We start from the raw sequence: 21,588 nt of genomic DNA, 5'->3' as shown, positions 1-21,588 counted from the left end.
GGGTGAGGGGGAACGTCAGGACGCGAACAGCCGTACCGGCCACGCGGCGTGTGCCTCGGCCATGACCTCCAGCACGGGTGCCGAGGCGGCGGGCAGGGCGTCGGCCCCATCGCGCGCCGCCCTCCGCGCCGCCTCCACGGCGGAGTCGGCCACGCGGTCCAGCTCCGGTGCCAGCCGGGCCAGCACGGCGGTCGCGTCGAACGGGTCGAGGCTCAGCAGCCGCACGGTGGCCGTCGCCGGTCCGCTCACGCTCTCGTACGCCGCGCAGTGGGCCGCGTCCTCGGGTGCGAGTCCGGCCGCGCGGGCGGCGAGGCCGAGCACCACCGGCTGATGGGCGCCCTTCGGGAACCGCCGGGCCACGTCGTCGAGTTCGGCGGACGGCCAGGTCACGCGCGCGGCCCGCAGCAGCTGCCGGCCGAGGCGCCGCGCGGCGGACCGCAGGGCCGGGGACGGGGTGCGGGCGTCGGCCGCGGCGTCCAGCTCGCCGGGGTCGGCGCCGAGCACGGCCGCCGCGGCGAGCGCCCCCGCCACCAGCCCGGCGGTGTGCAGCCGGCCCCGGCAGAACTCCTCCAGGGTCGCGGCGTCGGTGATGCGGCCGGCCTTGACCGCGGCCTCCGCCCCGCCGGAGTGCGCGTGCCCTCCGGCGGGGAAGCGGCCGTCGGCCAGGACGAGCAGTGCTGCCCGTGTCATCGGCCGGCCCTCAGAAGAGGAAGTAGCGTTGGGCCATGGGCAGTTCGGCGGCCGGTGTGGCCTCGACCAGTTCGCCGTCGATGCGCACGGCGAAGCTGTCGGGGTCGATCCGGACGTCCGGCCGGGCGTCGTTCTCGCGCATGTCGGCCTTGGTGACCGCGCGCGTGGACTCGATCGCCACGAACCGCTTGCCGAGCCCCAGCCGTTCCGGCAGCCCGTCCTCGATCGCCGGACCGGCCACGAAGTTGACGGAGTTGGCGGCGGGAGCGCGGCCCATCGCGCCGTACATCGGGCGGGGCAGGATCGGCTGCGGGGTGGGGATGGAGGCGTTGGCGTCGCCCATCTGCGCGTACGCGATCTGCCCGCCCTTGAGGACGAGGAGCGGCTTGACGCCGAAGAAGGCCGGCTCCCACAGCACGAGGTCGGCGAGCTTGCCGGTCTCGACGGAGCCGGTCTCGGCGGCGAGCCCCTGGGCGAGCGCCGGGTTGATCGTGTACTTGGCGACGTAGCGCCGTACCCGGTGGTTGTCGGCGCGGCCGTCGCCGGGCAGCGCGCCCCGGCGGCGCTTCATCACGTGCGCGGTCTGCCAGGTGCGCAGGATCACCTCGCCGACCCGGCCCATGGCCTGGGAGTCGGAGGAGATGATCGAGATCGCGCCGAGGTCGTGGAGGATGTCCTCCGCGCCGATGGTGGAGGGCCGGATCCGGGACTCGGCGAAGGCGAGGTCCTCGGGGACGGCCGGGTTGAGGTGGTGGCACACCATCAGCATGTCGAGGTGTTCCTCGGTCGTGTTGACGGTGAAGGGCCGGGTCGGGTTGGTGGAGCTGGGCAGGACGTTCGGCTGCGAGACGACCGTCATGATGTCCGGGGCGTGGCCGCCGCCGGCGCCCTCGGTGTGGTACGAGTGGATGCCCCGGCCCGCGATCGCGGCGAGGGTGTCGCCGACGAAGCCCGCCTCGTTCAGGGTGTCGGTGTGGATGGCGACCTGGATGCCGGTGCGGTCGGCGACGGTGAGCGCGGCGTCGATGACGGCCGGTGTGGAGCCCCAGTCCTCGTGCAGTTTCAGGCCGACGGCGCCGCCGCGGATCTGGGAGAGCATCGCCTCGTGGCTGACGGTGTTGCCCTTGCCGAGCAGGCCGACGTTGACCGGGTGGGACTCCATCGCCTCCAGCATCCGGGCCAGGTGCCAGGGGCCGGGGGTGACGGTGGTGGCCTTGGAGCCCTCGGCGGGGCCGGTGCCGCCGCCGACCAGGGTGGTGACGCCGGAGGCCAGCGCCTCGTCGGCGATCTGGGGGCAGATGAAGTGGACGTGCGCGTCGATGGCGCCGGCCGTGAGGATGCGGCCGTTGCCCGCGATGATCTCGGTCTCGGGGCCGATGACGAGGTCCGGGTGGACGCCGTCCATGGTGTCCGGGTTGCCGGCCTTGCCGAGGGCGGTGATGCGGCCGTCGCGGATGCCGACGTCGGCCTTGACGATGCCCCAGTGGTCGATGACGACGGCACCGGTGATCACGGTGTCGGGGGTGCCGTCGGCGCGGGTGGCGCGGGACTGGCCCATGGACTCGCGGATGACCTTGCCGCCACCGAAGACGGCCTCGTCGCCGGCGCCGCCGGGGCCGCCGGAGCGGTCCTCCTCGATCTCGATCAGCAGGTCGGTGTCGGCGAGCCGGATCCGGTCCCCGGTGGTGGGGCCGAACAGGTCGGCGTAGGCGCCGCGGGAGATCTCAGGCATCGAGGGCACCTCCGGTCTCCCCGCGCAGCCCGGGCACGATGCGGGCGCCGGTGAGCGGCACGAGTTCGATCTCCACGGGGATGCCGGGCTCGAAGCGGACGGCGGTGCCCGCGGCGACGTTGAGCCGCTTGCCGCGGGCGGCGGCGCGGTCGAACCGGAGGCCGGGGTTGGACTCGGCGAAGTGGTAGTGGGAGCCGACCTGGACGGGGCGGTCGGCGGCGTTGAGCACGCTCAGCCGGGTGACCTCACGACCGGTGTTGAAGGGGACGGGGTCGTCGGCGAAAAGGATCTCTCCGGGAATCACGGCGGCCCCCCTCAGATGATCGGCTCGTGGACGGTGACGAGCTTGGTGCCGTCCGGGAAGGTGGCCTCCACCTGCACGTCGTGGATCATCTCGGCGACCCCGTCCATGACGTCGTCCCGGGTCAGGATCTTGCGGCCGGAGGACATCAGCTCGGCGACCGTGCGGCCGTCCCGCGCGCCCTCCAGGATGTGCGACGTGATGAGGGCGACCGCTTCGGGGTGGTTGAGCCTCAGCCCGCGGGCCCTGCGCTTCTCGGCCACGTCGGCCGCCACATGGATCAGCAGCCTCTCTTGCTCGTGCGGGGTCAGTTGCACGTCCCACCTCACCGTCCTTGCCCGGACCGTGCGGGGTCCGGTTGCCGCAGCCACCCTGACGGGGATAGGTGTAACACACAGACAAATCCCCGGAGTGTCGTCAATCCGGGCAGAAAAACCCCTGGTGGCGTGGATCGGCAGGCTAGAACGCCGGAGTTTCAACGACGTTAACCAGACCTTGATCGGCCCATGACCGGCCGATGGGCTCCTCTGGAGCAAGAGCGACTCAGGACGCGCCCGGCCGCCGGTGCTCCGCCGCGATCCCGAAGCGCTGCTGCTCGCGCGGCACGGACCCGGCCTCGCGGACCCGGGACACCGAACTGATGACCTGCTCCTCGGCCGGCTCCTCCAGCGCGTCGAGCCGTTCGAGATCGGCGGCCGAGACGAGCGCGACCAGCGGCTTGCCGTGGCGGGTCACGACGACGCGCTCACCGCCGTACACGACGCGGTTGATCAGGTCGGCGAGTTCAGCCCTGGCTTGCGTCACCGGAATCTCGTAGGCCATACCCCCATCATAACGTCACGTACGTCCTGTACATTTTTTACAGAACCCGAGCCCATCGGGGTCTCGTCCTGAGGAGGGGTATGTCCATGTCCCGACCGTCCGCCCGCCATGTCCTGCCCGAGTTCACCGAGCGCGCGGGGAGCGCCGTGCGCACCCTCGACCCGTACGCGAAGCTCTTCGAGGACCGGATCGTCTTCCTCGGCACGCCGGTCGACCACGCGGCGGCGCAGGATGTGACGGCGCAGCTCATGTACCTGGAACACGCGGCCCCGGACCGGGACATCACGCTGTACATCAACTCGCCGGGCGGCTCGTTCGACGCCATGGCGACGGTCTACGACACGATGCAGTACGTCAGTTGTGACGTGGCCACCTACTGCCTGGGGCAGGCCGCCGCCTCGGCCGCGGTGCTGCTCGCGGCCGGCGCCCCGGGCAAGCGGTTCACCCTGCCGGGTGCCCGCATGGTGATCGAGCAGCCCGCGCTGCCCGAGCCGGTGCGCGGCCAACCCAGCGACCTGTTCATCCAGGCCGAGGAGTTGACCCGGATCCGCGCGACGCTCCAGGAGATGCTCGTCCGGCACACAGGGCGCGCGGCCGAGCAGGTTTACGCGGACCTGGAGCGTGACCTGATCCTGGACGCCGCGGGCGCCGTCGCCTACGGTCTGGTGGACGCCATCGTGCCCAGCCGTCGGGACACGCCCGGCGCACCGGACGCGAGGTGAGCCGCTCATGCTGCCGGACCTTCCGCCGCTGCCCGCCCTGACCCGCGCCGAGGGCGAGGTGATCGACCGTTACCTGGAGGCGGTCGACCTGCTCGGCCGTATCAACCCGGCCCGGCACGGGGAGACCTACCGCGGTCTGCGTGCGGCGCAGGCCCTGGTGCGCAAGGCGGCAGAGCTGCGTGACGCGCTCGCGCTGATGCATCAGCGGGGCGAGACGGAGCTGCACGGGGACACGCTGGCACGGGCGTTGCGGGTGCTGGACGGCGAGCGCCGGGCCGCTCGCGTCGCGCTCCCGCCGGACGGCGTCGGCTGAGGCGGACGCCCGTCCGGCCCGGCGGCACCCGGGCGTCGACACGCGCCGTTCGGACGGGACTTGAAACGGCCCGAACGACGTACCGCCGTCCGGTGTACATCCAGATCGTTTTCCGGGCCTCCCGAGTTGCGCGACTCGTCGGTCCGGGGGCCGCCGGAAAGCGCTTCGCCCCAGGTCGGGGGCTACGTCCGGAACCTGACGGAGGCTCGAACGGAGCAGTGTCCACCCGAACGGGTGAGTGGTGAGTAACGCCACAAATCCCCGGTTCCATTGGGATTTTCGGACAGTCGTGAGACAAGATCCCTGACTGACGACAAGCCCCCGCCACCGCGGCGGGGCGGTCCGGGCGGACGCCGAGTCCTGCCGCCGCCCGGATGACCGGTCGACAGGAGTGGATCGGCAGGAGTGGAGGACCCAAGCAAGGCGGGTCGCCGGGACGGATGTTCGTTCGACACGGACGGGCGTCAGGTTCCGAGCGATCCTTGGGGTGAAGCCGCGGCAACGCGGCCGGGCAACTTCGCCAGCCCGAATCCGACAGGTCATCCTTCACAGGCGGCTGACGAAGGGTTGCGCATGACTGCGCTCAATCGTGTCCCGTCGCTGATGGCCCGGGCCGGCACGGCCTCGGCACTCACCCTCGCCGCCGTGGGCGGCTCGATCGCGGTGCCCGGTCTCGCCACCGAGGCATCGGCAGCGACCACGGCGACGAAAGCACTCAAGGTCGCGGCCTCCAAGAAGGGTGCCCCCTACGCGTGGGGAGCCACCGGGCCGCGCAGGTTCGACTGCTCGGGGCTGACGCTCTACTCCTTCAAGAAGGCGGGCAAGAAGCTGCCGCGCACCGCCGCGCAGCAGTACAACAAGACGCGCCACATCTCCGCCAGGAGCCGCAAGGCGGGCGACCTGGTCTTCTTCCACTCGGGTTCCTACGTCTACCACGTCGGCATCTACGCCGGTCACGGCAAGATCTGGCACGCCCCGAAGACCGGAGACGTGGTCAAGCTCCAGAAGATCTGGACGAAGAGCGTCTGGTACGGCCGGGTCCGCTGACCCGTCGTCAGCCCGGGAGCGGCTCCAGCAGCAGGGCCGCTCCCAGGACCGTCAGCGCCACCCCGGTGCCCGCCTGGAGCCCACGGGCGGCCCGGGGCCGGCGCAGCCACCTGCCGAGCCGCTCCACCAGCAGGGCGACCAGCTGGAACCACCCCAGCGCCAGCGCGCACACGATCAGTGCGAGCAGCAGGGTCCGGGGCAGGGCGGGGCTCGACGCGGGCACGAACTGCGGCAGCAGGCTCAGGAAGGTCAGCGAGGCCTTCGGATTGAGCACGTTGGTGACGAAGCCCTGCCGGAGCGGGTGGGCGGCCTCGGCCGTGGCCTCCTCGGGGGCCGGGGCGGACCGCCGCAGCCCCCACAGGGTGCGCACCCCGAGCTGCAGCACGTAGGCGCCGCCCAGCAGCCGCAGCGCGTGGAACAGCGCGGGCACGGCGACCAGGACGGCCGCGACGCCGGCCACCGCCAGGGCGGTGTGCACCAGGAGCCCGGCCGCGATGCCGAGCCCGCAGACGGCGCCGGCCCGGCGCGAGACGAGCGCGTTGCGTACGACCACGGCGAAGTCGGCGCCCGGCATGGCGACCAGTCCGGCGGCGATCCCGGTGAAGGCGATGAGCTGTCCGTCCATGCCGCCCAGCCTGCCCCGCCCGAGCCTTCAGCAGGTATGTCGGCTTGGCTTGGCCGGCCTTAAGCAACGCTTTAGCCTGGGGACATGTACGACCCGACTCGGCTCGCCGCGCTCGTGGCGGTCGCGGAGGCCGGCTCGATCACCCGGCCGCGGACCGGCTCGGCTACACGCCGCCCGCGCTCTCCCAGCAGCTGGCCAAGCTGGAGCGGGAGGCCGGCACGGCGCTGCTGGTGCGCCACCATCGCGGGGCCCGGCTCACCGAGGCCGGCGAGGTGCTGGTGGCCCATGCCCGCCGGGTGCTCGACGAGTTGGAGCGGGCCCGGCACGAACTGGCGCGGCTGACCGGGCTCACCGGCGGCGCGCTGCGGCTCGGCACCTTCCCGACCGCCGGGGTGCATCTGCTGCCGCCGGCGCTGAGCGCGTTCCGCCGGGCGCATCCCGACGTACGGCTCTCGGTCGCGGACTACGACCCGCCGTCCGGGGTCGCCGCGGTGGCGGCCGGCGAGGTGGATCTGGCGCTCACCCACACCTACCATCCGGCCGAGCCCGTGCCGGTGCCGGCGGCGGTGCGGCTGGAGCCGGTGCTGGTGGAGGAACTGGTGCTGGTGACGGCCCCGGGGCACGCGCTCGGCAGTGCCTCGTCCCGGCTGCCGCTGGCGGAGCTGGCCGGGCAGCCGCTGATCAGCATGGCGCCGCACCATCCGGCCCGGCGGGAGATCGAGGCGCTGCTCGCCGAGGCGGGTGCCACGCCGGCGCTGCTGGTGCCGACCCCCGGCTACGCCGTGGTGTGCGCGCTGGTCAGTGCCGGGCTGGGGGTGGCCGTCGTACCGGAGATGGTGGCACGGACCGCGACGACGCCGGTCGGGGTACGGCCCCTGGAGGACGGGCGGCTGCGCCGTACGATCTCGGTGGCGTACCGCGCCGAGGAGACGAGTCCGGCCGCGGACGCCTTCCGGGCGCTGCTGCGGGGAGCGTTCGGGCGGGCGGCACAGGCTTCGGGGCACCGACCCTAGGGCTCCTGGCCCGCGGGTACCGGGGCGGCCGGGAGGGACCAGGGCAGTTCGATGGAGACCGTCTTGCCGCCCTCGCGGGTGGGGCGGATGCGGAGTCTGCCGCCGCACTCCGCGGTGAGCCAGCGGATGATGACCATGCCGCGCCCGTTGTCCTGCTGGACGGCGGCGGGCAGTCTCTTCGGGAAGCGGGGATGGCTGTCCGTGACGCCGATGCGCAGGTGTTCGTCATGGTGCAGGGCGATGTCGACCGTGAAGGTGGGTGACTGACCGAAGGTGTGCTGTACGGCGTTCGTGGCGAGTTCGGAGACGATGAGCCGGACGGTGTCGGCCGTCTCGGTGTCCGACGGCAGGCCCCACTCCGCGAGAGTGCCCACGACGTAGGAGCGGGCGGCGGAGACCGAGGCGGGATCGCTCGGCAGAGTGACGGATGCTTCCAAATGGTCTGCCATGGCGACGTCGTCCCTTTCCCACGGAACCGCGGTCCGACAAACGGCGGATGGTTCGAGTACGGTCCCGGACTGGTGCTTGTTCGCCAGACTGCCATCAACGGGCCGGTCACGGGGGGCGATCCACCAAGATATGCATATATCTGTCGCCCGAAGCGGTGAACTCTGCGACGCGAGACCGTTTTTGGGCGGCCCGGAAGGAGTAAGGAGAAGCCCATGCAGAACGGTCCGGCGGTGCGGCGCCGCAAATTGGGCGCCGAGCTGCGCACGCTGCGTACCGGCGCTGGGCTCACGAGCGGTGAGGCGGCCCGGCTGGTCGGCTGGCACCAGTCGAAGGTGAGCCGGATCGAGACCGGTGCCAGCGGCGTGAAACCGGCCGATCTGCGGTTACTGCTGGACGCCTACCAGGTGCGGGACGGGCACCTGCGCGAGGTGCTGCTGATGCTGGCGGGGGCGGAGGACGCGGGCGGCCGGCACCGCTGGTGGCACGCCTACCGCGGGGTGCTGCCGCCCACCTACCGCGATTTCATCAGTCTGGAGTCGCAGGCCAGCGCCATGCGCACGCTGGAGACCACGGTCGTGCCCGGGCTGCTCCAGACGGCCGAGTACGCCCGCGCGGTGACCCGGGCGGCCGTGAAGGACCTGGACGAGGAGCGCCTGGACACGCTGGTCGAGGTCCGGCTGGCCAGGCAGGACGTGCTCCGTTCGGATCCGCCGCTGGTGCTGAGCGCCGTACTGGACGAGGCGGTGCTGCGCCGTGAGGTCGGCGGCCCCGGGGTGATGGCCCGGCAGCTGGAACGGCTGATGGAGGCCGCGCGCCTGCCCCAGGTACGGCTCCAGGTGCTGCCGTTCGGCGCGGGGGCGCATGTCGGCCTCACCGGGCCTTTCGTTATCTTCTCATTTCCGAGCACTTCTGATCTGGACGTGGTTGTTCTCGACCAGTTGACGAGTAGCCTCTACCTGGAACGGAAAGAAGACCTCATGGCCTACACCGAGGCCTTCAACACCCTTCAGTTCCACGCCCTTTCCCCCGAGGATTCGTTGGACTACATCGCCGGGATAGGTGACGGCGCGTAAGGAGGCACCATGTCAGCACTGCCTCGGAACGTCCCTGCCAGTACCGACCTGCACGGCGCGGACTGGCTGCGCAGCAGCTACAGCACGGGAGCGAACAACTGCGTGGAGACGGCACGGCCGCGCTCCGGCCCCGCGGCCGGACTGCTCGCCGTGCGCGACTCGAAGAAGCCGGCCGGACCCGCCCTGCTCTTCTCCCCCGGGAGCTGGACGGGCTTCGTCGCCGCGCTCTGACCGGACACCGATCAGGCACCGCTCAGAGTGACCAGAATGTGATCATCGCCTGATCGAATCGATCATCCTCTCCTCGATTCCGATTGCGTGCGACGCACGGCCGTGTCACGCCGACTCACGGTCGCGTTTCGCCGATGACCCGTACAGCGCGTTCGATCTCCGCCCCGGACAGGTCCGCTCGGGCGGTCAGCCTCAGCCGGGAGATGCCGTCGGGCACGGAGGGAGGGCGGAAACAGCCCACGGCCAGGCCTGCCGTACGGCAGTCGGCCGCCCAGCGCACCGCCTGCTCCGGGGACGGAGCCCGCACGGAGACCACCGCGGCGTCCGGACGCACCGCCTCCAGACCCGCGGCGGTCAGCCGTGCGTGCAGTTCCGCGGCCACCGCACGGGCCCGCGCCGCCCGTTCGGGATCACGCTCCAGCAGCCGCAGCGCCGCCAGCGCGGCACCGGCCGCCGCCGGCGCCAGGCCCGTGTCGAAGATGAACGTCCGGGCCGCGTTGACGAGGTGCTCGATCACCCGGGCCGGGCCGAGCACCACGCCGCCCTGACTGCCCAGCGACTTGGACAGGGTGGCCGTGACGACCACGTCCTCGGCGCCCGCGAGACCGGCCGCGTACGGCGCCCCCCGGCCGCCGTCGCCCAGCACGCCGAGCCCGTGCGCGTCGTCCACGACCAGTCCCGCGCCGTGCTCCCGGCACGCCGCCGCCAGTGCGGCCAGCGGGGCCCGGTCGCCGTCGACGGAGAACACCGTGTCGGACACGACGATCGCCGGGCCCGCGTGCGCGGCCAGGGCCTTGCGCACGGCCTCGGGGTCGGCGTGCCCGACGACCTGCCGGTCACCGCGGGCGAGCCGGCAGCCGTCGATGAGGGAGGCGTGGTTGCCCGCGTCGGAGACGATCAGCGAGCCGTGCGGGCCGAGCGCGGTGACCGCGGCCAGGTTGGCGGCGTACCCGGAGGAGAACACCAGGGCCGCCTCGAACCCGCAGAACGCGGCCAGCGTCCGCTCCAGCTCGGTGTGCAGGGCGGTGGTGCCGGTGACCAGCCGGGACCCGGTGGAGCCGCCGCCCCAGGTCCGGGCGGCCTCGGCCGCCGCCGCGGTGACCTCCGGATGGCGGGCCAGGCCCAGGTAGTCGTTGCTCGCCAGGTCCAGCAGCGGCGAGTCGGCGGGGCGCGGGCGCAGGGTGCGGACGAGGCCCGCGCGGCGGCGCGCCTCGGCCTGCTCGTCGATCCAGCCGAACACCATGGTTCCTCCGGTGCTTTTGTAGGTAGCGGACAGACCCTAGCGGTACGACCTGCCGCCCAGGGTGTGGCAATACCCACACGGTGAACCGGCTCTGTTGTGTGAAGTCTCCTTGGCCCGGGGCGGTCCCGTAGGACAGGATCGGACCTCATGGACCTGCTGAACACGCTGGTGGACAAGGGGCTTCGGCGCGAGCTGCCGACCCGCGAGGAAGCGCTCGCCGTGCTGGCCACCTCCGATGACGACCTGCTCGACGTGGTGGCCGCGGCCGGCAAGGTGCGCCGGCACTGGTTCGGGCGCCGGGTGAAACTCAACTATCTGGTCAACCTCAAGTCGGGCCTGTGCCCGGAGGACTGCTCCTACTGCTCCCAGCGGCTCGGCTCCAAGGCCGACATCCTGAAGTACACCTGGCTCAAGCCGGACGAGGCCTCCCAGGCCGCCGCGGCGGGCCTGGCGGGCGGCGCCAAGCGGGTCTGCCTGGTGGCCAGCGGGCGCGGCCCGACGGACCGGGACGTGGACCGGGTCTCGCAGACCATCAAGGCGATCAAGGAGCAGAACGAGGGCGTCGAGGTGTGCGCCTGCCTCGGTCTGCTCTCCGACGGCCAGGCCGAGCGGCTGCGCGAGGCCGGCGCGGACGCCTACAACCACAACCTCAACACGTCCGAGGGGACGTACGGGGACATCACGACCACCCATACGTACGCCGATCGGGTGGACACGGTGCAGAAGGCACACGCGGCCGGTCTGTCCGCCTGCTCGGGTCTGATCGCGGGCATGGGCGAGACCGACGAGGACCTGGTCGACGTGGTGTTCTCGCTGCGCGAGCTGGACCCGGACTCGGTGCCGGTGAACTTCCTGATCCCGTTCGAGGGCACCCCGCTGGCCAAGGAGTGGAACCTCACCCCGCAGCGCTGCCTGCGGATCCTGGCGATGGTCCGGTTCGTCTGCCCGGACGTGGAGGTCCGCATCGCGGGCGGCCGTGAGGTCCATCTGCGCACGATGCAGCCGCTGGCGCTGCACCTGGCCAACTCCATCTTCCTCGGCGACTACCTGACCAGCGAGGGCCAGGCCGGCAAGGCCGACCTGGAGATGATCGCGGACGCCGGCTTCGAGGTGGAGGGCGCCGACCAGGTGACGCTGCCGGAGCACCGGGCCGGGACCGCCGGCGCCTGCGGGTCGCACGCCGAGGCGGGCTGCGGGTCGCACGAGGGCGCGGGCTGCGGCTCGCACGCCGAGGCGGGCTGCGGCTCGCACGAGGGCGGCGGTGTCTGCGGTACGGCGGCCGTCCCCGCGGCCGGCGAGCCGCGCACCGACCTCGTGGCGGTCCGCCGCCGCGGCGCCGGAACGGACCTCGCGCCCAATGCCTGAGCTGGACGTGCCGCAGCTGCTGGAGCTGGACCGGCGGCACGTGTGGCACCCTTACGGCCCGATGCCGGGGCGCGCGCAGCCGCTCGTCGTGGCGGCGGCGAGCGGGGTGCGGCTGCGGCTGGCCGACGGCTCCGGCGAGCTGGTGGACGGCATGTCGTCGTGGTGGTCGGCCATCCACGGCTACAACCACCCGGTCCTCAACGAGGCCGTGCGCGAGCAGCTGGGCCGGATGAGCCATGTCATGTTCGGCGGGCTCACGCACGAGCCCGCCGTCCGGCTCGCCAAGCACCTTGTCGACATGTCACCCGACGGCCTGGAGCATGTCTTCCTGGCCGACTCGGGGTCGGTGTCGGTCGAGGTCGCGGCGAAGATGTGCCTGCAGTACTGGCGTTCGCTCGGCCGGCCGGGCAAACAGCGGCTGCTGACCTGGCGGGGCGGCTACCACGGCGACACGTGGACCCCCATGTCGGTGTGCGACCCCGACGGCGGGATGCACGAGCTGTGGACCGGGGTGCTGCCGCGTCAGGTGTTCGCGGACGCGCCGCCGGCCGCGTACGAGGAGTCGTACGCCGAGCAGCTGCGCGAGCTGATCGCGCGGCACGCGGACGAGCTGGCCGCGGTGATCGTGGAGCCGGTGGTGCAGGGCGCCGGCGGGATGCGCTTCCACTCCCCCGCCTATCTGCGGGTGCTGCGCGAGGCCTGCGACGCGCACGACGTGCTGCTGGTGTTCGACGAGATCGCCACCGGCTTCGGCCGCACCGGCGCGCTGTTCGCGGCGGACCACGCGGCCGTCACACCGGACGTGATGTGCGTGGGCAAGGCGCTGACCGGCGGCTATCTCACGATGGCGGCCACCTTGTGCACCGCGCGGGTCGCCGACGGCATCTCGCGGGGCGAGGTGCCGGTGCTCGCGCACGGTCCGACGTTCATGGGCAACCCGCTGGCGGCGGCCGTGGCCTGTGCCTCCATCGAGCTGCTGCTCGGGCAGGACTGGCTCGCGGAGGTCAAGCGGATCGAGACGGGCCTGCGCGAGGGCCTGGCGCCGGCGCTCGGGCTGCCCGGGGTGCGGGACGTCCGCGTCCTCGGCGCCATCGGGGTCGTCCAGCTCGACCACGCGGTCGACATGCGGGCCGCCACCGACGCCGCGGTACGGGAGGGCGTGTGGCTGCGCCCGTTCCGCGACCTGATCTACACGATGCCGCCGTACGTCACCTCGGGCGAGGACGTGGCACGGATCGCGCGCGCGGTGTGCGCCGCGGCGCGGGAGGGATGAGATGCCGGTACTGGTGATCACGGGAACGGGCACGGAAGTCGGCAAGACCGTCACCACGGCCGCCGTCGCCGCCGCGGCGCTCGCGGCCGGCCGTTCGGTGGCCGTGCTGAAGGCCGCCCAGACGGGCGTACGGCCGGACGAGCGCGGGGACGCCGACGAGGTCGCGCGGCTCGCCGGCCCGGTCACGGCCGCCGAACTCGCCCGGTTCCCCGAGCCGTTGGCGCCGGGCACGGCGGCCCGGCGGGCCGGGATGGCACCGGTGCATCCGCACGAGGTGGCCGAGCGGGCCGCCAAGCTGGCCACCGAGCACGATCTGGTGCTGGTCGAGGGGGCGGGCGGGCTGCTCGTCCGGTTCGACGCGGCCGGCGGCACGCTGGCCGACGCGGCCGGGCTGCTGGGCGCGCCGGTGCTGGTGGTCGCGCAGGCGGGGCTCGGCACGCTCAACGCCACGGAGCTGACGGCGCGCGAACTGCGGCGCCGCGGGCTGGAGCCGGCCGGGGTGGTGATCGGCAGCTGGCCCGGCGCCCCCGACCTGGCCGCCCGCTGCAATGTCGCCGACCTGCCGGAGGTCGCGGACGCCCCGCTGCTGGGCGCGCTGCCCGCGGGCGCCGGGGCGCTGCCGCCCGCGGAGTTCCGGACCGCGGCCCCGGGCTGGCTCGCCCCCCGGCTGGACGGCACCTGGGACGCGGAGGCGTTCCGGATCCGGTCGGCGCCGTAGCCCCTGTGCCCGTGCGGCGACGTACGGCGACGCCACCCACCCCACGGCCCCGTGCGGGTGGGTGACCGTCAGGCACGGAGGGACGCGCGGCTCGCACCGGCGGTCGAGGCGATCCAGCGGTACGGGTCCGGCACCTTCGCCTGCTGCCAGGACCTCGGGGCCGAGGTGGGGAGGCTGCCGCACACGGCCGCTTCGGTGGAGTCCCGCCGCGGCTGGAGGCTCATCGGCCCCTGGTCGACAGCGGCGGGAGCCGGCCGGATGCGGAAGCGGAGCAGGGCTGTGGCCGTCCGCGCGGGTGCGCCGGTGCGTCCCGGGGGACACTCTCCCCAGGACCGAGCTGTCCAGGGAGGTTGCCATGCGGCTGCTGTCCACCCGCTCCGGCCGGCCGGCGCGGAGCCCCGTCCACCATCCGCTCTTCGCCCGCTCCTACGCCCGGCTCAGCGTGGGCGCCGAGTCCCGGCTCGGGATGGCCGGGGTGCGGGAGCGGCTGCTCGCCGGGCTGTCCGGGCGGGTGATCGAGATCGGCGCGGGCAACGGGCTGAACTTCCGGCACTACCCCGGGACGGTCGCGGAGGTCGTCGCGATCGAACCGGAGCCGCTGCTCAGGCAGCTGGCGCTGCGGGCCGCGGTGCGCGCCGAGGTGCCGGTCGACGTGGTGCCGGGCACGGCGGAGGCCCTGCCGGTCAAGAGCGAGGCGTTCGACGCGGCCGTGCTGTCGCTGGTGCTGTGCAGCGTGCGGGACGTCGAGCGGGCGCTCGGCGAGGTACGGCGGGTGCTCCGGCCCGGCGGCGAGGTGCGGTTCTTCGAGCACGGGCGGGGCGGCGGCCGGGTGATGACGCTGACCCAGCACGCCCTGGACCGGACGGTGTGGCCGGTGCTGGCCGGCGGCTGCCATCTGTCCCGGGAGCCGGTCGCCGCGCTGCGGGCCGCCGGGTTCCGCCTGGGGCCGCACCGGCGGGTGCTGCTGCCGGAGAAGGGTCCCGCGCTGCCGACCTCCTACTGTGCGCTGGGGGTCGCCTGGCGGCCTGACGAGCCGGGCGACAGCTGATCGGCGGCTCGTGCCGAACCTGTTCCGACAAGCGGACGTCCGGGCAGTCGACCTGCCCGGACGTCGCTATGGCCGGGGCGTCCGCGGCCCCGCCCTGACCCGACGGGTGCGCCTCGCGGTCAGCTCTGGGTCGCGGGCCGCTTCGGCAGCAGGAAGACCACGATGCCCGCGATGACGGCGAAGACCAGCACCCCGAACGACGCGACGGCGAAGGCGTGCCCGGCGGCGGCGACCCTGCCGTCCTCCGCGGGGTGGAAGGAGCTGAAGAAGATCGCTCCGATGACGGCGACACCGAACGCTCCGCCACACTGCTGGGCCGTGGACAGGACCCCGGAGGCGACACCGGCCGACTCCGGCTTCACGCGGCTCAGCACCGTGTTCAGCGCGGGCGTGATGACCAGTCCGCCACCGACGCTCTGCAGGACGAGGGTGGGGATGACGAGCAGCGGAGTGATCCGCGGGCCGGACACCAGCAGGATGCCGGTCGCCAGGTAACCGATCGCCAGGATGATCGCCCCGACCTCGAGGACACGTCGTCCGTACTTCGGGATGATCCGGCTCGCCACCATGCTGAACACGAAGAACGCGGTGGCCGCCGGCGCCTGGACCAGGCCCGCGCCGAGCGCCGACAGGCCGAGGCCCTGCTGCATCGTCACCGACAGGGCCAGGTAGTACGAGTAGATCAGCGCGTACAGGGCGAGGACGAGGATGAGTCCGAGCGAGAACGAGCGCTGCTTGAACAGGGTCAGCGGTACCAGCGGATCCGCGTCCCGCCGTTCCAGGCTCCGCTCGATCGCGACGAACAGGCCGAACGCGACCGCGCTGCCCGCGAAGCACGCCCAGACCCACGCCGGCCAGCCTGCCTCCTGTCCCTGGATCAGCGGGAGCACGAGGAGGAAGAGGGCCACGCTGAGCACCAGGACGCCGGGCATGTCCAGCTTCCGGGTGGTCGCCGAGCCCGTCTCCGGCACATAGCGCAGGGCGAGCAGGAGCAGGGCGATGCCGATCGGCACGTTCACCCAGAACACCATCCGCCAGCCGGAGTCGAAGAGGTTGGCGCCGATCAGGAGACCGCCGATGACCTGTCCGCCGATGGTGGCCATACCCATGACGATGCCGACCGCGCCGTACACGCTGTGCCGCCTCGCCGCCGGGACCAGCACCGTGACGAACGCGAACACCTGGGGAACCATCAGGGCGGCCCCCAGCCCCTGGACGACCCGCGAGGCGATCAGACTGCCCGCGTTGGGCGACATCGCGCAGGCGACGGAGGCCAGGGTGAACAGGATCACGCCGAAGAGGAAGATCCGTTTGCGGCCGAGCATGTCGGCCAGGCGCGTAGCGGTGATGATGAAGACCGCGTAGCTCAGCTGATATCCCGCCAGGACCCACTGGACATCACTGTCGGAGGCGTGCAGGTCCGCCACGATCGAGGGGTCGGCGACCACGACGATGAACGAGTCGAGGACCGCCATGAACAGGGCGGCTAAGACCACGGACATCGTCATCCATGGAATGGCGTCAGCTTTCGCCGCCACCTTCGGCTGGCTAACCGCTTGCTGACTACTTGCCACGATAAGAGACCTCTTTATCCGTCTGGGTCTGGCAGTGCATGATCACGCCGATGTGGTGCGCCCCAGGGAACCGGCCAGCTTCTTGACCATCTCGGCCGCCATGACGGCCTGGCCCGAGGTCGAGAAGTGGATGCGGTCCTCGCTGAGCAGGTTGTCGCGGTCGTTGACGGGGTGGTCCCACATGTCCACCACGAGGGCGCCGTACTCGGAAGCCAGCCCGCGCACGATCTCGTTGACCGCGGCGATCCGCTCCGGCCAGTCGGGGAAGACCGGGACGACATACGCCCTGCCGAGCGTGAACGTGGTGAGCAGGGCGCCGGTCCCCTTCGCCAGGTCGTACATCTGACGAAGCGTTCGTTCTATCTCGTCGAAGTCCGGCTTGCGCCGCACGATGTCGTTCGCCCCGCACGGCACGTGGAGCAGGTCCGGGGCGAACGCGACCATGCGGGCCGCCTGGGCTTCGAGCGTCCGGGCGGTGGTCGCCCCGATCTCGGAGAGATTGAGGTACTCCAGGTCCGGCCGGACCTCCCGCAGGATCCCGGCGAGCCGGTCCGACCAGCCCTGGTCCCGGTAGCCCGGAGTGGGGTCGCCGGTGCCCGCCGAGAGGCTGTCTCCGATGACGGCGTACCTGCCCCACGGGGCCCCGGTCAGCTGTGCCACGGCATCCGCCTGGTCCAGGCAGAACGGGTCGGTCGCCTCGGTGAGGACGGGTTGCTCCATGCAGAAGAGCGTACAGTCGGCCGTATGCTTTCTCAAGCGCCGAGGGCCGGTGCACGGGGGCGTCTGTCATCCGGCGACGCGGGATTTCAGGGCTGCGTCAGGCTCCCCCGGCGATGATGAGTTCTTCTCGGCGGCACGGACGGGGGAGAGATCAGGCCGGCCGGGAAGCGCACGACGTTCGAGGAGTCGGCGGCGACGGGGGACCTTGCGCGGCACCAGCCCGTGCGACGCATTTTCCTGCCGCCTGTCCACGTACTCCTTCGCCCCAAGCGAATGGGATCACTGCCATGGCACCTCTCGACGGACGGTCGACGAGCGGCACCGACACGTCGCAGATCATCACTGACGTGCTCGACAAGATGTATTCCGAATCCGGCCGGGCCAACCCCTATCCCCTCTACGCACAACTGCGCGAGCTGGGCCCGGTGGTCACCGCGCCCGATGGAACCGTCCTCATCAGCGGATATGCCGAGCAGCGGGCGTTCCTTCAGGACCACCGGCTCACCAAGCACCCCGGCCGCCGACTCGCCGCCGCGGGGTGGCCGGACTGGCGGGACCGCCCGTCGCTGCAGCTGATGTTCGAGAGCATGCTGTTCCTCAACCCGCCGGAGCACACCCGTCTGAGGCGCCTGGTCTCGGCGGCCTTCACCCCCGCCAGGGTGGAGCGGATGCGCCCGGTGGTCGAGCGGATCACCGCGGACCTGCTGGACGCCCTCCCCGGGGGCACCGTGAACTTCGTCGAGGACTTCGCCTTGCCCATGCCCATCGCCGTGGTCGCGGCCCTGCTCGGCGTGCCGTCCAGCGACTGGGCCATGTTCCAGTCGCTGGCCAGGGACTGGACGCTGGTCCTGGACGACATCAGCCCGGCCACCGTCGAGCGGGCGGACCGGGCGGCGGTCGAGATGGGCGAATGCTTCACCCGTCTGGCCAAGGACCGCGCCAAGCACCCGCAGGACGACATGATGTCGGTGATCGTGGCCGCCCAGGGGGACGACAAGCTCACCGGCCGGGAGCTGGTCACCATGGCGGCGCTGCTGCTCGTGGCCGGCTTCGAGACCAGCAGCGGCCTGCTGTCCAAGGGGCTGGTCGCCCTGCTCCGGCACCCCGAGCAGGCGGCCCGCCTGCGCGCCGAGCCGGACCTCGCCGTCTCGGCGGCCGAGGAGCTGATCCGCTACGACTCGCCCATCCAGCTCGTGCCGAACCGGACCGCCGAGGAGGACATCGAGGTGGCGGGGGTCAAGCTCGCCGCCAGGCAGCCGGTCATCGCCGTGATCGGGGCGGGCAACCGCGACCCCAAGGTGTTCTCCCGCCCGGAGGAGCTGATCCTGGACCGGCAGGAGGCACCGCCGCTGTCGTTCGGCGGCGGCGTCCACTACTGCCTGGGCGCGCCCCTCGCCCGTATCGAGGCCCAGGTGGCCCTCCCCGCCGTCCTCAGGAAGTTCCCCGACATCGAGCTGGCCGGCACCCCGGTGCCCAGGGCCGGCCATGTCATCAGCGGCCTCCTCAAGCTCCCGGTCTCCCTGTAGGAACCGCCTGAGGGCCCTGCCGCCGGGTACGCACGCGTCCCGCTCCCTGAACCGGTCGCCGGCTGCCTCGTGCCCGCCGGACGGGACCGGGGAGGGGCCCCGGTCGGGGCGCGCGCCTGCGGCAGGTGCCGGCGCGGGCGGACGCGGCCGACATGATGGAATCGGTCCGGAGCCAGGTCGTCCGGACCGGCTCCAAGTCGTCCGTCATCGGGGAGAGTTCATGACGCGTCCGTTCCGCTTCGGGGTCAACCTGCTCACTCCGGCGCCCGCCGCCGAGTGGCGCGCCACCTGCCGTCGCGCGGAGGACCTGGGGTACGACGTGCTCCTGGTCCCCGACCACCTCGGCATGGTGGCGCCGTTCCCGGCGCTGGTCGCCGCGGCGGAGGCGACCGAACGGCCGCGGCTCGGCACCTTCGTGCTGAACGCGGGTTTCTGGAACCCGGCGCTGCTGGCCCGCGAGGTGGCGACCACGGACGCGCTGACCGGCGGCCGGCTCGAACTGGGCCTCGGGACCGGCTATGTGCAGGCGGAGCACGAGGCGGCCGGGCTGCCGTACGGTTCGCCGCGCGAGCGCGTGGACCATCTGGAGCGCACGGTGGCGGAGCTGGAGCGGCTGCTCGGCTCCGCGGACCACCAGCCGCGGCCCGCCCAGTCCCGGGTGCCGGTGCTGATCGGCGCCAACGGCGACCGGATGCTGCGGCTGACCGCCGACCGCGCGGACATCGCGGCCTTCACCGGTGCCCGGCCGGGCAAGACCCCCGGCTCGCTGGACCCGCTGAGCGCCGAGGAGCTGGACGAGCGGGTGGCCCGTTACCGCGCGCTGGCCACGGACCGGGCCGAGCCCGCGGAACTGAACCTGCTCATCCAGCTGGTGGCCGTCACCGACGACCCGGAGTCGGCGCTGAAGCCGCTGCTGGAGCGGCAGCCCGGGCTGACCGTGGAGCAGGCGCTGGCCCTGCCGATCGTGCTGGCCGGTCCGCTGGAGGACGTCGTGGCGAAGGTGCGGGCGCAGCGGGAGCGGTTCGGGTTCTCGTACCTGACCGTGCTGGAGCCGTTCATGGAGGCGTTCGCGCCGGTCATGGAGCGGCTGCGTGAGGACGAGTCCGCATGATGGAATCCCGGGCGTTGCGCGGACCCCCGGGATCATGATCACCACATGACCGATCTACGCCTCCGTGCCGCCGTACCCGACGACCTCGACTCCGTCCTCGCCTTCTGGAGGACGGCCGCCGAGGGCACCAGCATCAGCGACGACCGCGCCGGGGTGGAGCGGCTGGTCGGCCGCGACCCCGAGGCGCTGATCCTGGCGGAGCATGACGGCGAGCTGGTGGGCACGGTGATCGCCGGATTCGACGGCTGGCGGTGCCATCTGTACCGGCTCGCGGTGCACCCGGAGCGGCGGCGGCAGGGCATCGGCTCGGCGCTGCTGGCCGCCGCCGAGGAGCGCTTCGTACGGCTCGGGGGACGGCGCGCGGACGCGATGGTGCTGGTCCGCAACGAGACCGCGCACCACGCCTGGCACGCGGCCGGGTACGGGCCGGAGGAGCAGTGGCGGCGCTGGGTCAAGCCGCTCACGGACTGAGATCCGAGAGGTTCTTTGCTCATCCTTTACCCTTGAGGGAGCACTCGGTCCTCTATGAAAGGTTGTGAGCGTCCGCCCATGGGCGAGCCTCCCAGTCCGCGACACCGCGCGTACTCCCCTGCCCTGTCCGATCCTGGGACGGGGGTGAACCGATGACCGAAGTGCTCCTCCTTCTGGTGGCGATCCTGCTCTCGCTGGCGTGCGGCGCCTTCGTGGCCGCGGAGTTCTCGCTGACCACGGTGGAACGCGGCGAGCTGGAGCGGGCCGCCGAGCGCGGCGAGCGGGGTGCCGGGGGCGCCCTGAAGGCCGTACGGAACCTGACGTTCCAGCTGTCCGGCGCCCAGCTCGGCATCACCGTCACCAACCTGGTGGTCGGCATGCTCGCCGAGCCGTCGATCGCCAAGCTGCTCGCCGGGCCGTTCCGGGCGATGGGGCTGTCCCGGACCACGGCGAGCTCGGTCGCGCTGGTGCTGGGCACGGCCCTGTCGACGGTGGTCCTGATGGTCGTCGGCGAGCTGGTGCCGAAGAACTGGGCGATCTCCTCGCCGCTGGCCGTGGCCAAGCGGGTGGGCAACGCACAGCGCCTGTTCAGCGCGGTCTTCCGGCCCTTCATCACTCACCTGAACAACACCGCGAACCGTTGCGTACGCCGGCTCGGCATCGAGCCCGCCGAGGAGCTGGCCTCCGCGCGCGGGCCGCAGGAGCTGGCCGCCCTCGCCCGGCACTCCGCCAAGCAGGGCGCGCTGGAGCCGGACACCGCCGAGCTGTTCGTCCGCACGCTGAACCTGGCCGACCTCACGGCCGAGAACGTGATGACCCCGCGCGTCCAGGTCGTCGCCCTGGACACCCAGGCGACCTGCGAGGACGTGGCCAACGCGACCCGGGCCACCGGTCTGAGCCGGTTCCCGGTCTACCGGGGCAGCCTGGACTCCGTGGTCGGCACCGCCCACATCAAGGACGTGCTGGCCGTCCCCGCGGACCAGCGGCGCCACCGCACGGTCGCGCAGATCATGCGCGAGCCGCTGCTGGTGCCCGAGTCCCTGACCGTCGACCGGCTGCTGGACCGCCTCGGCGGCCGGCGCACCATGGCCGTCGTCATCGACGAGTACGGCGGTACGGCCGGCGTGGCCACGCTGGAGGACATCGTGGAGGAGGTCGTCGGCGAGGTGCGGGACGAGCACGACCCGCACGAGACGCCCGACCTCGCCCCCGCCGGCGCGGACGAGCGGGGCCGGGCCCTGTACGCGGCGGACGGCGCCGCCCGCACCGACCAGCTCGCGCGCGTGGGTCTGCGCGTGCCCGAGGGGCCGTACGAGACGCTGGCCGGCCTGGTCGCCACCGAGCTGGGCCGGATACCCGCCGCCGGTGACACCGTCGAGGTGGCCGGCTGGCGGCTGGAGGTGCTCGACGCCTCGGGCCGCCGGGCCGCCCGGGTACTGCTGCACGCGCCGCTGGACGACGAGCGTGCCGAGGCGATGGACGGGACCGGTCGGACCGGCAGGTCCGGTGGGTCCGGTGGG

General features: G+C 72.6%; 24 protein-coding genes and 1 pseudogene. 14 read left to right on the top strand and 11 right to left on the bottom strand.

The annotated features are described in order from the left end of the window. Positions 1-15: 15 nt before the first annotated feature. The 5 genes from CCN44_RS14060 to CCN44_RS14040 all read right to left on the bottom strand — a co-directional run bounded on the left by CCN44_RS14060 (position 16) and on the right by CCN44_RS14040 (position 3,545). Positions 16-690 carry an urease accessory protein UreF gene (locus CCN44_RS14060; protein ID WP_059248003.1) on the bottom strand — a complete coding sequence of 225 codons (675 nt, stop codon included), beginning with the start codon at positions 688-690 and terminating at the stop codon, positions 16-18. Positions 691-700: 10 nt separating this feature from the next. Next, on the bottom strand, positions 701-2,422 hold the full coding sequence (locus tag CCN44_RS14055; protein ID WP_059248004.1) for an urease subunit alpha: 1,722 nt from the start codon (positions 2,420-2,422) through the stop codon (positions 701-703). Continuing rightward, positions 2,415-2,726: an urease subunit beta gene (locus tag CCN44_RS14050; RefSeq protein WP_086697829.1), complete on the bottom strand. Its 312-nt coding sequence runs from the start codon at positions 2,724-2,726 to the stop codon at positions 2,415-2,417. The genes CCN44_RS14055 and CCN44_RS14050 overlap by 8 nt, the downstream gene beginning before the upstream one ends. 11 nt (positions 2,727-2,737) lie before the next feature. Next, positions 2,738-3,040, bottom strand: coding sequence for an urease subunit gamma (locus CCN44_RS14045; RefSeq protein ID WP_059248006.1), 303 nt, complete (start codon positions 3,038-3,040; stop codon positions 2,738-2,740). Positions 3,041-3,266: 226 nt separating this feature from the next. Continuing rightward, positions 3,267-3,545 carry a type II toxin-antitoxin system Phd/YefM family antitoxin gene (locus tag CCN44_RS14040; RefSeq protein WP_086697828.1) on the bottom strand — a complete coding sequence of 93 codons (279 nt, stop codon included), beginning with the start codon at positions 3,543-3,545 and terminating at the stop codon, positions 3,267-3,269. Positions 3,546-3,631: 86 nt separating this feature from the next. Here CCN44_RS14040 and CCN44_RS14035 point away from each other — a divergent pair, with 86 nt between their 5' ends. From CCN44_RS14035 to CCN44_RS14025, 3 genes are all read left to right on the top strand, one after another. After that, entirely contained in the window at positions 3,632-4,267 is a 636-nt protein-coding gene (locus CCN44_RS14035) for an ATP-dependent Clp protease proteolytic subunit (protein ID WP_059254828.1), read from the top strand. A gap of 7 nt (positions 4,268-4,274) precedes the next feature. Further along, positions 4,275-4,580, top strand: a complete 306-nt coding sequence (locus CCN44_RS14030; RefSeq protein WP_059248008.1) for a hypothetical protein — start codon at positions 4,275-4,277, stop codon at positions 4,578-4,580. Between the two features lie 573 nt (positions 4,581-5,153). Next, positions 5,154-5,627 carry a C40 family peptidase gene (locus tag CCN44_RS14025; protein ID WP_086697827.1) on the top strand — a complete coding sequence of 158 codons (474 nt, stop codon included), beginning with the start codon at positions 5,154-5,156 and terminating at the stop codon, positions 5,625-5,627. 7 nt (positions 5,628-5,634) lie between these two features. On the opposite strand, the gene CCN44_RS14020 is transcribed toward CCN44_RS14025, so the two are convergent. Then, the gene (locus CCN44_RS14020) at positions 5,635-6,252 is read right to left on the bottom strand and encodes a LysE family translocator (protein ID WP_086697826.1); all 618 of its coding nucleotides are present in this window, start codon (positions 6,250-6,252) and stop codon (positions 5,635-5,637) included. 84 nt (positions 6,253-6,336) lie between these two features. Here CCN44_RS14020 and CCN44_RS14015 point away from each other — a divergent pair. Then, positions 6,337-7,265 (top strand): annotated as a pseudogene (locus tag CCN44_RS14015) (LysR family transcriptional regulator). On the opposite strand, the gene CCN44_RS14010 reads toward CCN44_RS14015, so the two are convergent. Continuing rightward, on the bottom strand, positions 7,262-7,714 hold the full coding sequence (locus CCN44_RS14010) for an ATP-binding protein (protein WP_059248012.1): 453 nt from the start codon (positions 7,712-7,714) through the stop codon (positions 7,262-7,264). The pseudogene CCN44_RS14015 and the gene CCN44_RS14010 sit on opposite strands and share 4 nt — an antisense overlap. Before the next feature lie 213 nt (positions 7,715-7,927). Between CCN44_RS14010 and CCN44_RS14005 the strand changes: the two genes are divergently transcribed. Both CCN44_RS14005 and CCN44_RS14000 read left to right on the top strand, forming a co-directional pair. Further along, positions 7,928-8,788: a helix-turn-helix domain-containing protein gene (locus CCN44_RS14005; protein WP_086697825.1), complete on the top strand. Its 861-nt coding sequence runs from the start codon at positions 7,928-7,930 to the stop codon at positions 8,786-8,788. Between the two features lie 9 nt (positions 8,789-8,797). Then, the gene (locus CCN44_RS14000; protein ID WP_059248014.1) at positions 8,798-9,019 is read left to right on the top strand and encodes a DUF397 domain-containing protein; all 222 of its coding nucleotides are present in this window, start codon (positions 8,798-8,800) and stop codon (positions 9,017-9,019) included. A 115-nt stretch (positions 9,020-9,134) separates the two neighbouring features. On the opposite strand, the gene CCN44_RS13995 is transcribed toward CCN44_RS14000, so the two are convergent. After that, the gene (locus CCN44_RS13995) at positions 9,135-10,262 is read right to left on the bottom strand and encodes an 8-amino-7-oxononanoate synthase (RefSeq protein ID WP_086697824.1); all 1,128 of its coding nucleotides are present in this window, start codon (positions 10,260-10,262) and stop codon (positions 9,135-9,137) included. 147 nt (positions 10,263-10,409) lie between these two features. Between CCN44_RS13995 and bioB the strand changes: the two genes are divergently transcribed. Genes bioB through bioD form a run of 3 tightly spaced genes read left to right on the top strand, consistent with a single transcriptional unit; the run spans position 10,410 to position 13,618 of the window. After that, positions 10,410-11,627 (top strand): biotin synthase BioB, encoded by a 1,218-nt coding sequence (bioB, locus tag CCN44_RS13990; protein WP_059248016.1) that lies wholly within the window; start codon positions 10,410-10,412, stop codon positions 11,625-11,627. After that, on the top strand, positions 11,620-12,900 hold the full coding sequence (locus CCN44_RS13985) for an adenosylmethionine--8-amino-7-oxononanoate transaminase (RefSeq protein ID WP_059248017.1): 1,281 nt from the start codon (positions 11,620-11,622) through the stop codon (positions 12,898-12,900). The genes bioB and CCN44_RS13985 overlap by 8 nt, the downstream gene beginning before the upstream one ends. 1 nt (position 12,901) lies before the next feature. Further along, a complete protein-coding gene (bioD, locus tag CCN44_RS13980; protein WP_086697823.1) occupies positions 12,902-13,618 on the top strand; it encodes a dethiobiotin synthase in 717 nt (238 codons plus the stop codon). Between the two features lie 68 nt (positions 13,619-13,686). Here bioD and CCN44_RS44410 read toward each other — a convergent pair whose 3' ends face one another. Beyond that, positions 13,687-13,842 carry a hypothetical protein gene (locus CCN44_RS44410; protein WP_158103101.1) on the bottom strand — a complete coding sequence of 52 codons (156 nt, stop codon included), beginning with the start codon at positions 13,840-13,842 and terminating at the stop codon, positions 13,687-13,689. Positions 13,843-13,973: 131 nt separating this feature from the next. Between CCN44_RS44410 and CCN44_RS13975 the strand changes: the two genes are divergently transcribed. Continuing rightward, on the top strand, positions 13,974-14,666 hold the full coding sequence (locus CCN44_RS13975) for a class I SAM-dependent methyltransferase (RefSeq protein ID WP_059248019.1): 693 nt from the start codon (positions 13,974-13,976) through the stop codon (positions 14,664-14,666). 119 nt (positions 14,667-14,785) lie between these two features. Here CCN44_RS13975 and CCN44_RS13970 read toward each other — a convergent pair whose 3' ends face one another. Together CCN44_RS13970 and CCN44_RS13965 are read right to left on the bottom strand one after the other, a co-directional pair. Beyond that, on the bottom strand, positions 14,786-16,168 hold the full coding sequence (locus tag CCN44_RS13970) for an MFS transporter (protein WP_237482105.1): 1,383 nt from the start codon (positions 16,166-16,168) through the stop codon (positions 14,786-14,788). 114 nt (positions 16,169-16,282) lie between these two features. Next, positions 16,283-16,960: an SGNH/GDSL hydrolase family protein gene (locus tag CCN44_RS13965; RefSeq protein ID WP_059248021.1), complete on the bottom strand. Its 678-nt coding sequence runs from the start codon at positions 16,958-16,960 to the stop codon at positions 16,283-16,285. Positions 16,961-17,247: 287 nt separating this feature from the next. Between CCN44_RS13965 and CCN44_RS13960 the strand changes: the two genes are divergently transcribed. From CCN44_RS13960 to CCN44_RS13945, 4 genes are all read left to right on the top strand, one after another. Beyond that, positions 17,248-18,486 (top strand): cytochrome P450, encoded by a 1,239-nt coding sequence (locus CCN44_RS13960; protein ID WP_059248022.1) that lies wholly within the window; start codon positions 17,248-17,250, stop codon positions 18,484-18,486. Positions 18,487-18,706: 220 nt separating this feature from the next. Beyond that, the gene (locus CCN44_RS13955; RefSeq protein WP_086697821.1) at positions 18,707-19,597 is read left to right on the top strand and encodes an LLM class F420-dependent oxidoreductase; all 891 of its coding nucleotides are present in this window, start codon (positions 18,707-18,709) and stop codon (positions 19,595-19,597) included. Positions 19,598-19,642: 45 nt separating this feature from the next. Continuing rightward, a complete protein-coding gene (locus tag CCN44_RS13950) occupies positions 19,643-20,068 on the top strand; it encodes a GNAT family N-acetyltransferase (protein ID WP_059248024.1) in 426 nt (141 codons plus the stop codon). Between the two features lie 152 nt (positions 20,069-20,220). After that, positions 20,221-21,588, top strand: a 1,368-nt coding sequence (locus tag CCN44_RS13945) for a hemolysin family protein (protein ID WP_107502071.1), incomplete at its 3' end; no start/stop codon positions are given.

The organism is Streptomyces tricolor (assembly GCF_002155905.1).
GTDB lineage: Bacteria > Actinomycetota > Actinomycetes > Streptomycetales > Streptomycetaceae > Streptomyces > Streptomyces tricolor.
This window is presented reverse-complemented; position numbering and strand designations above follow the sequence as displayed.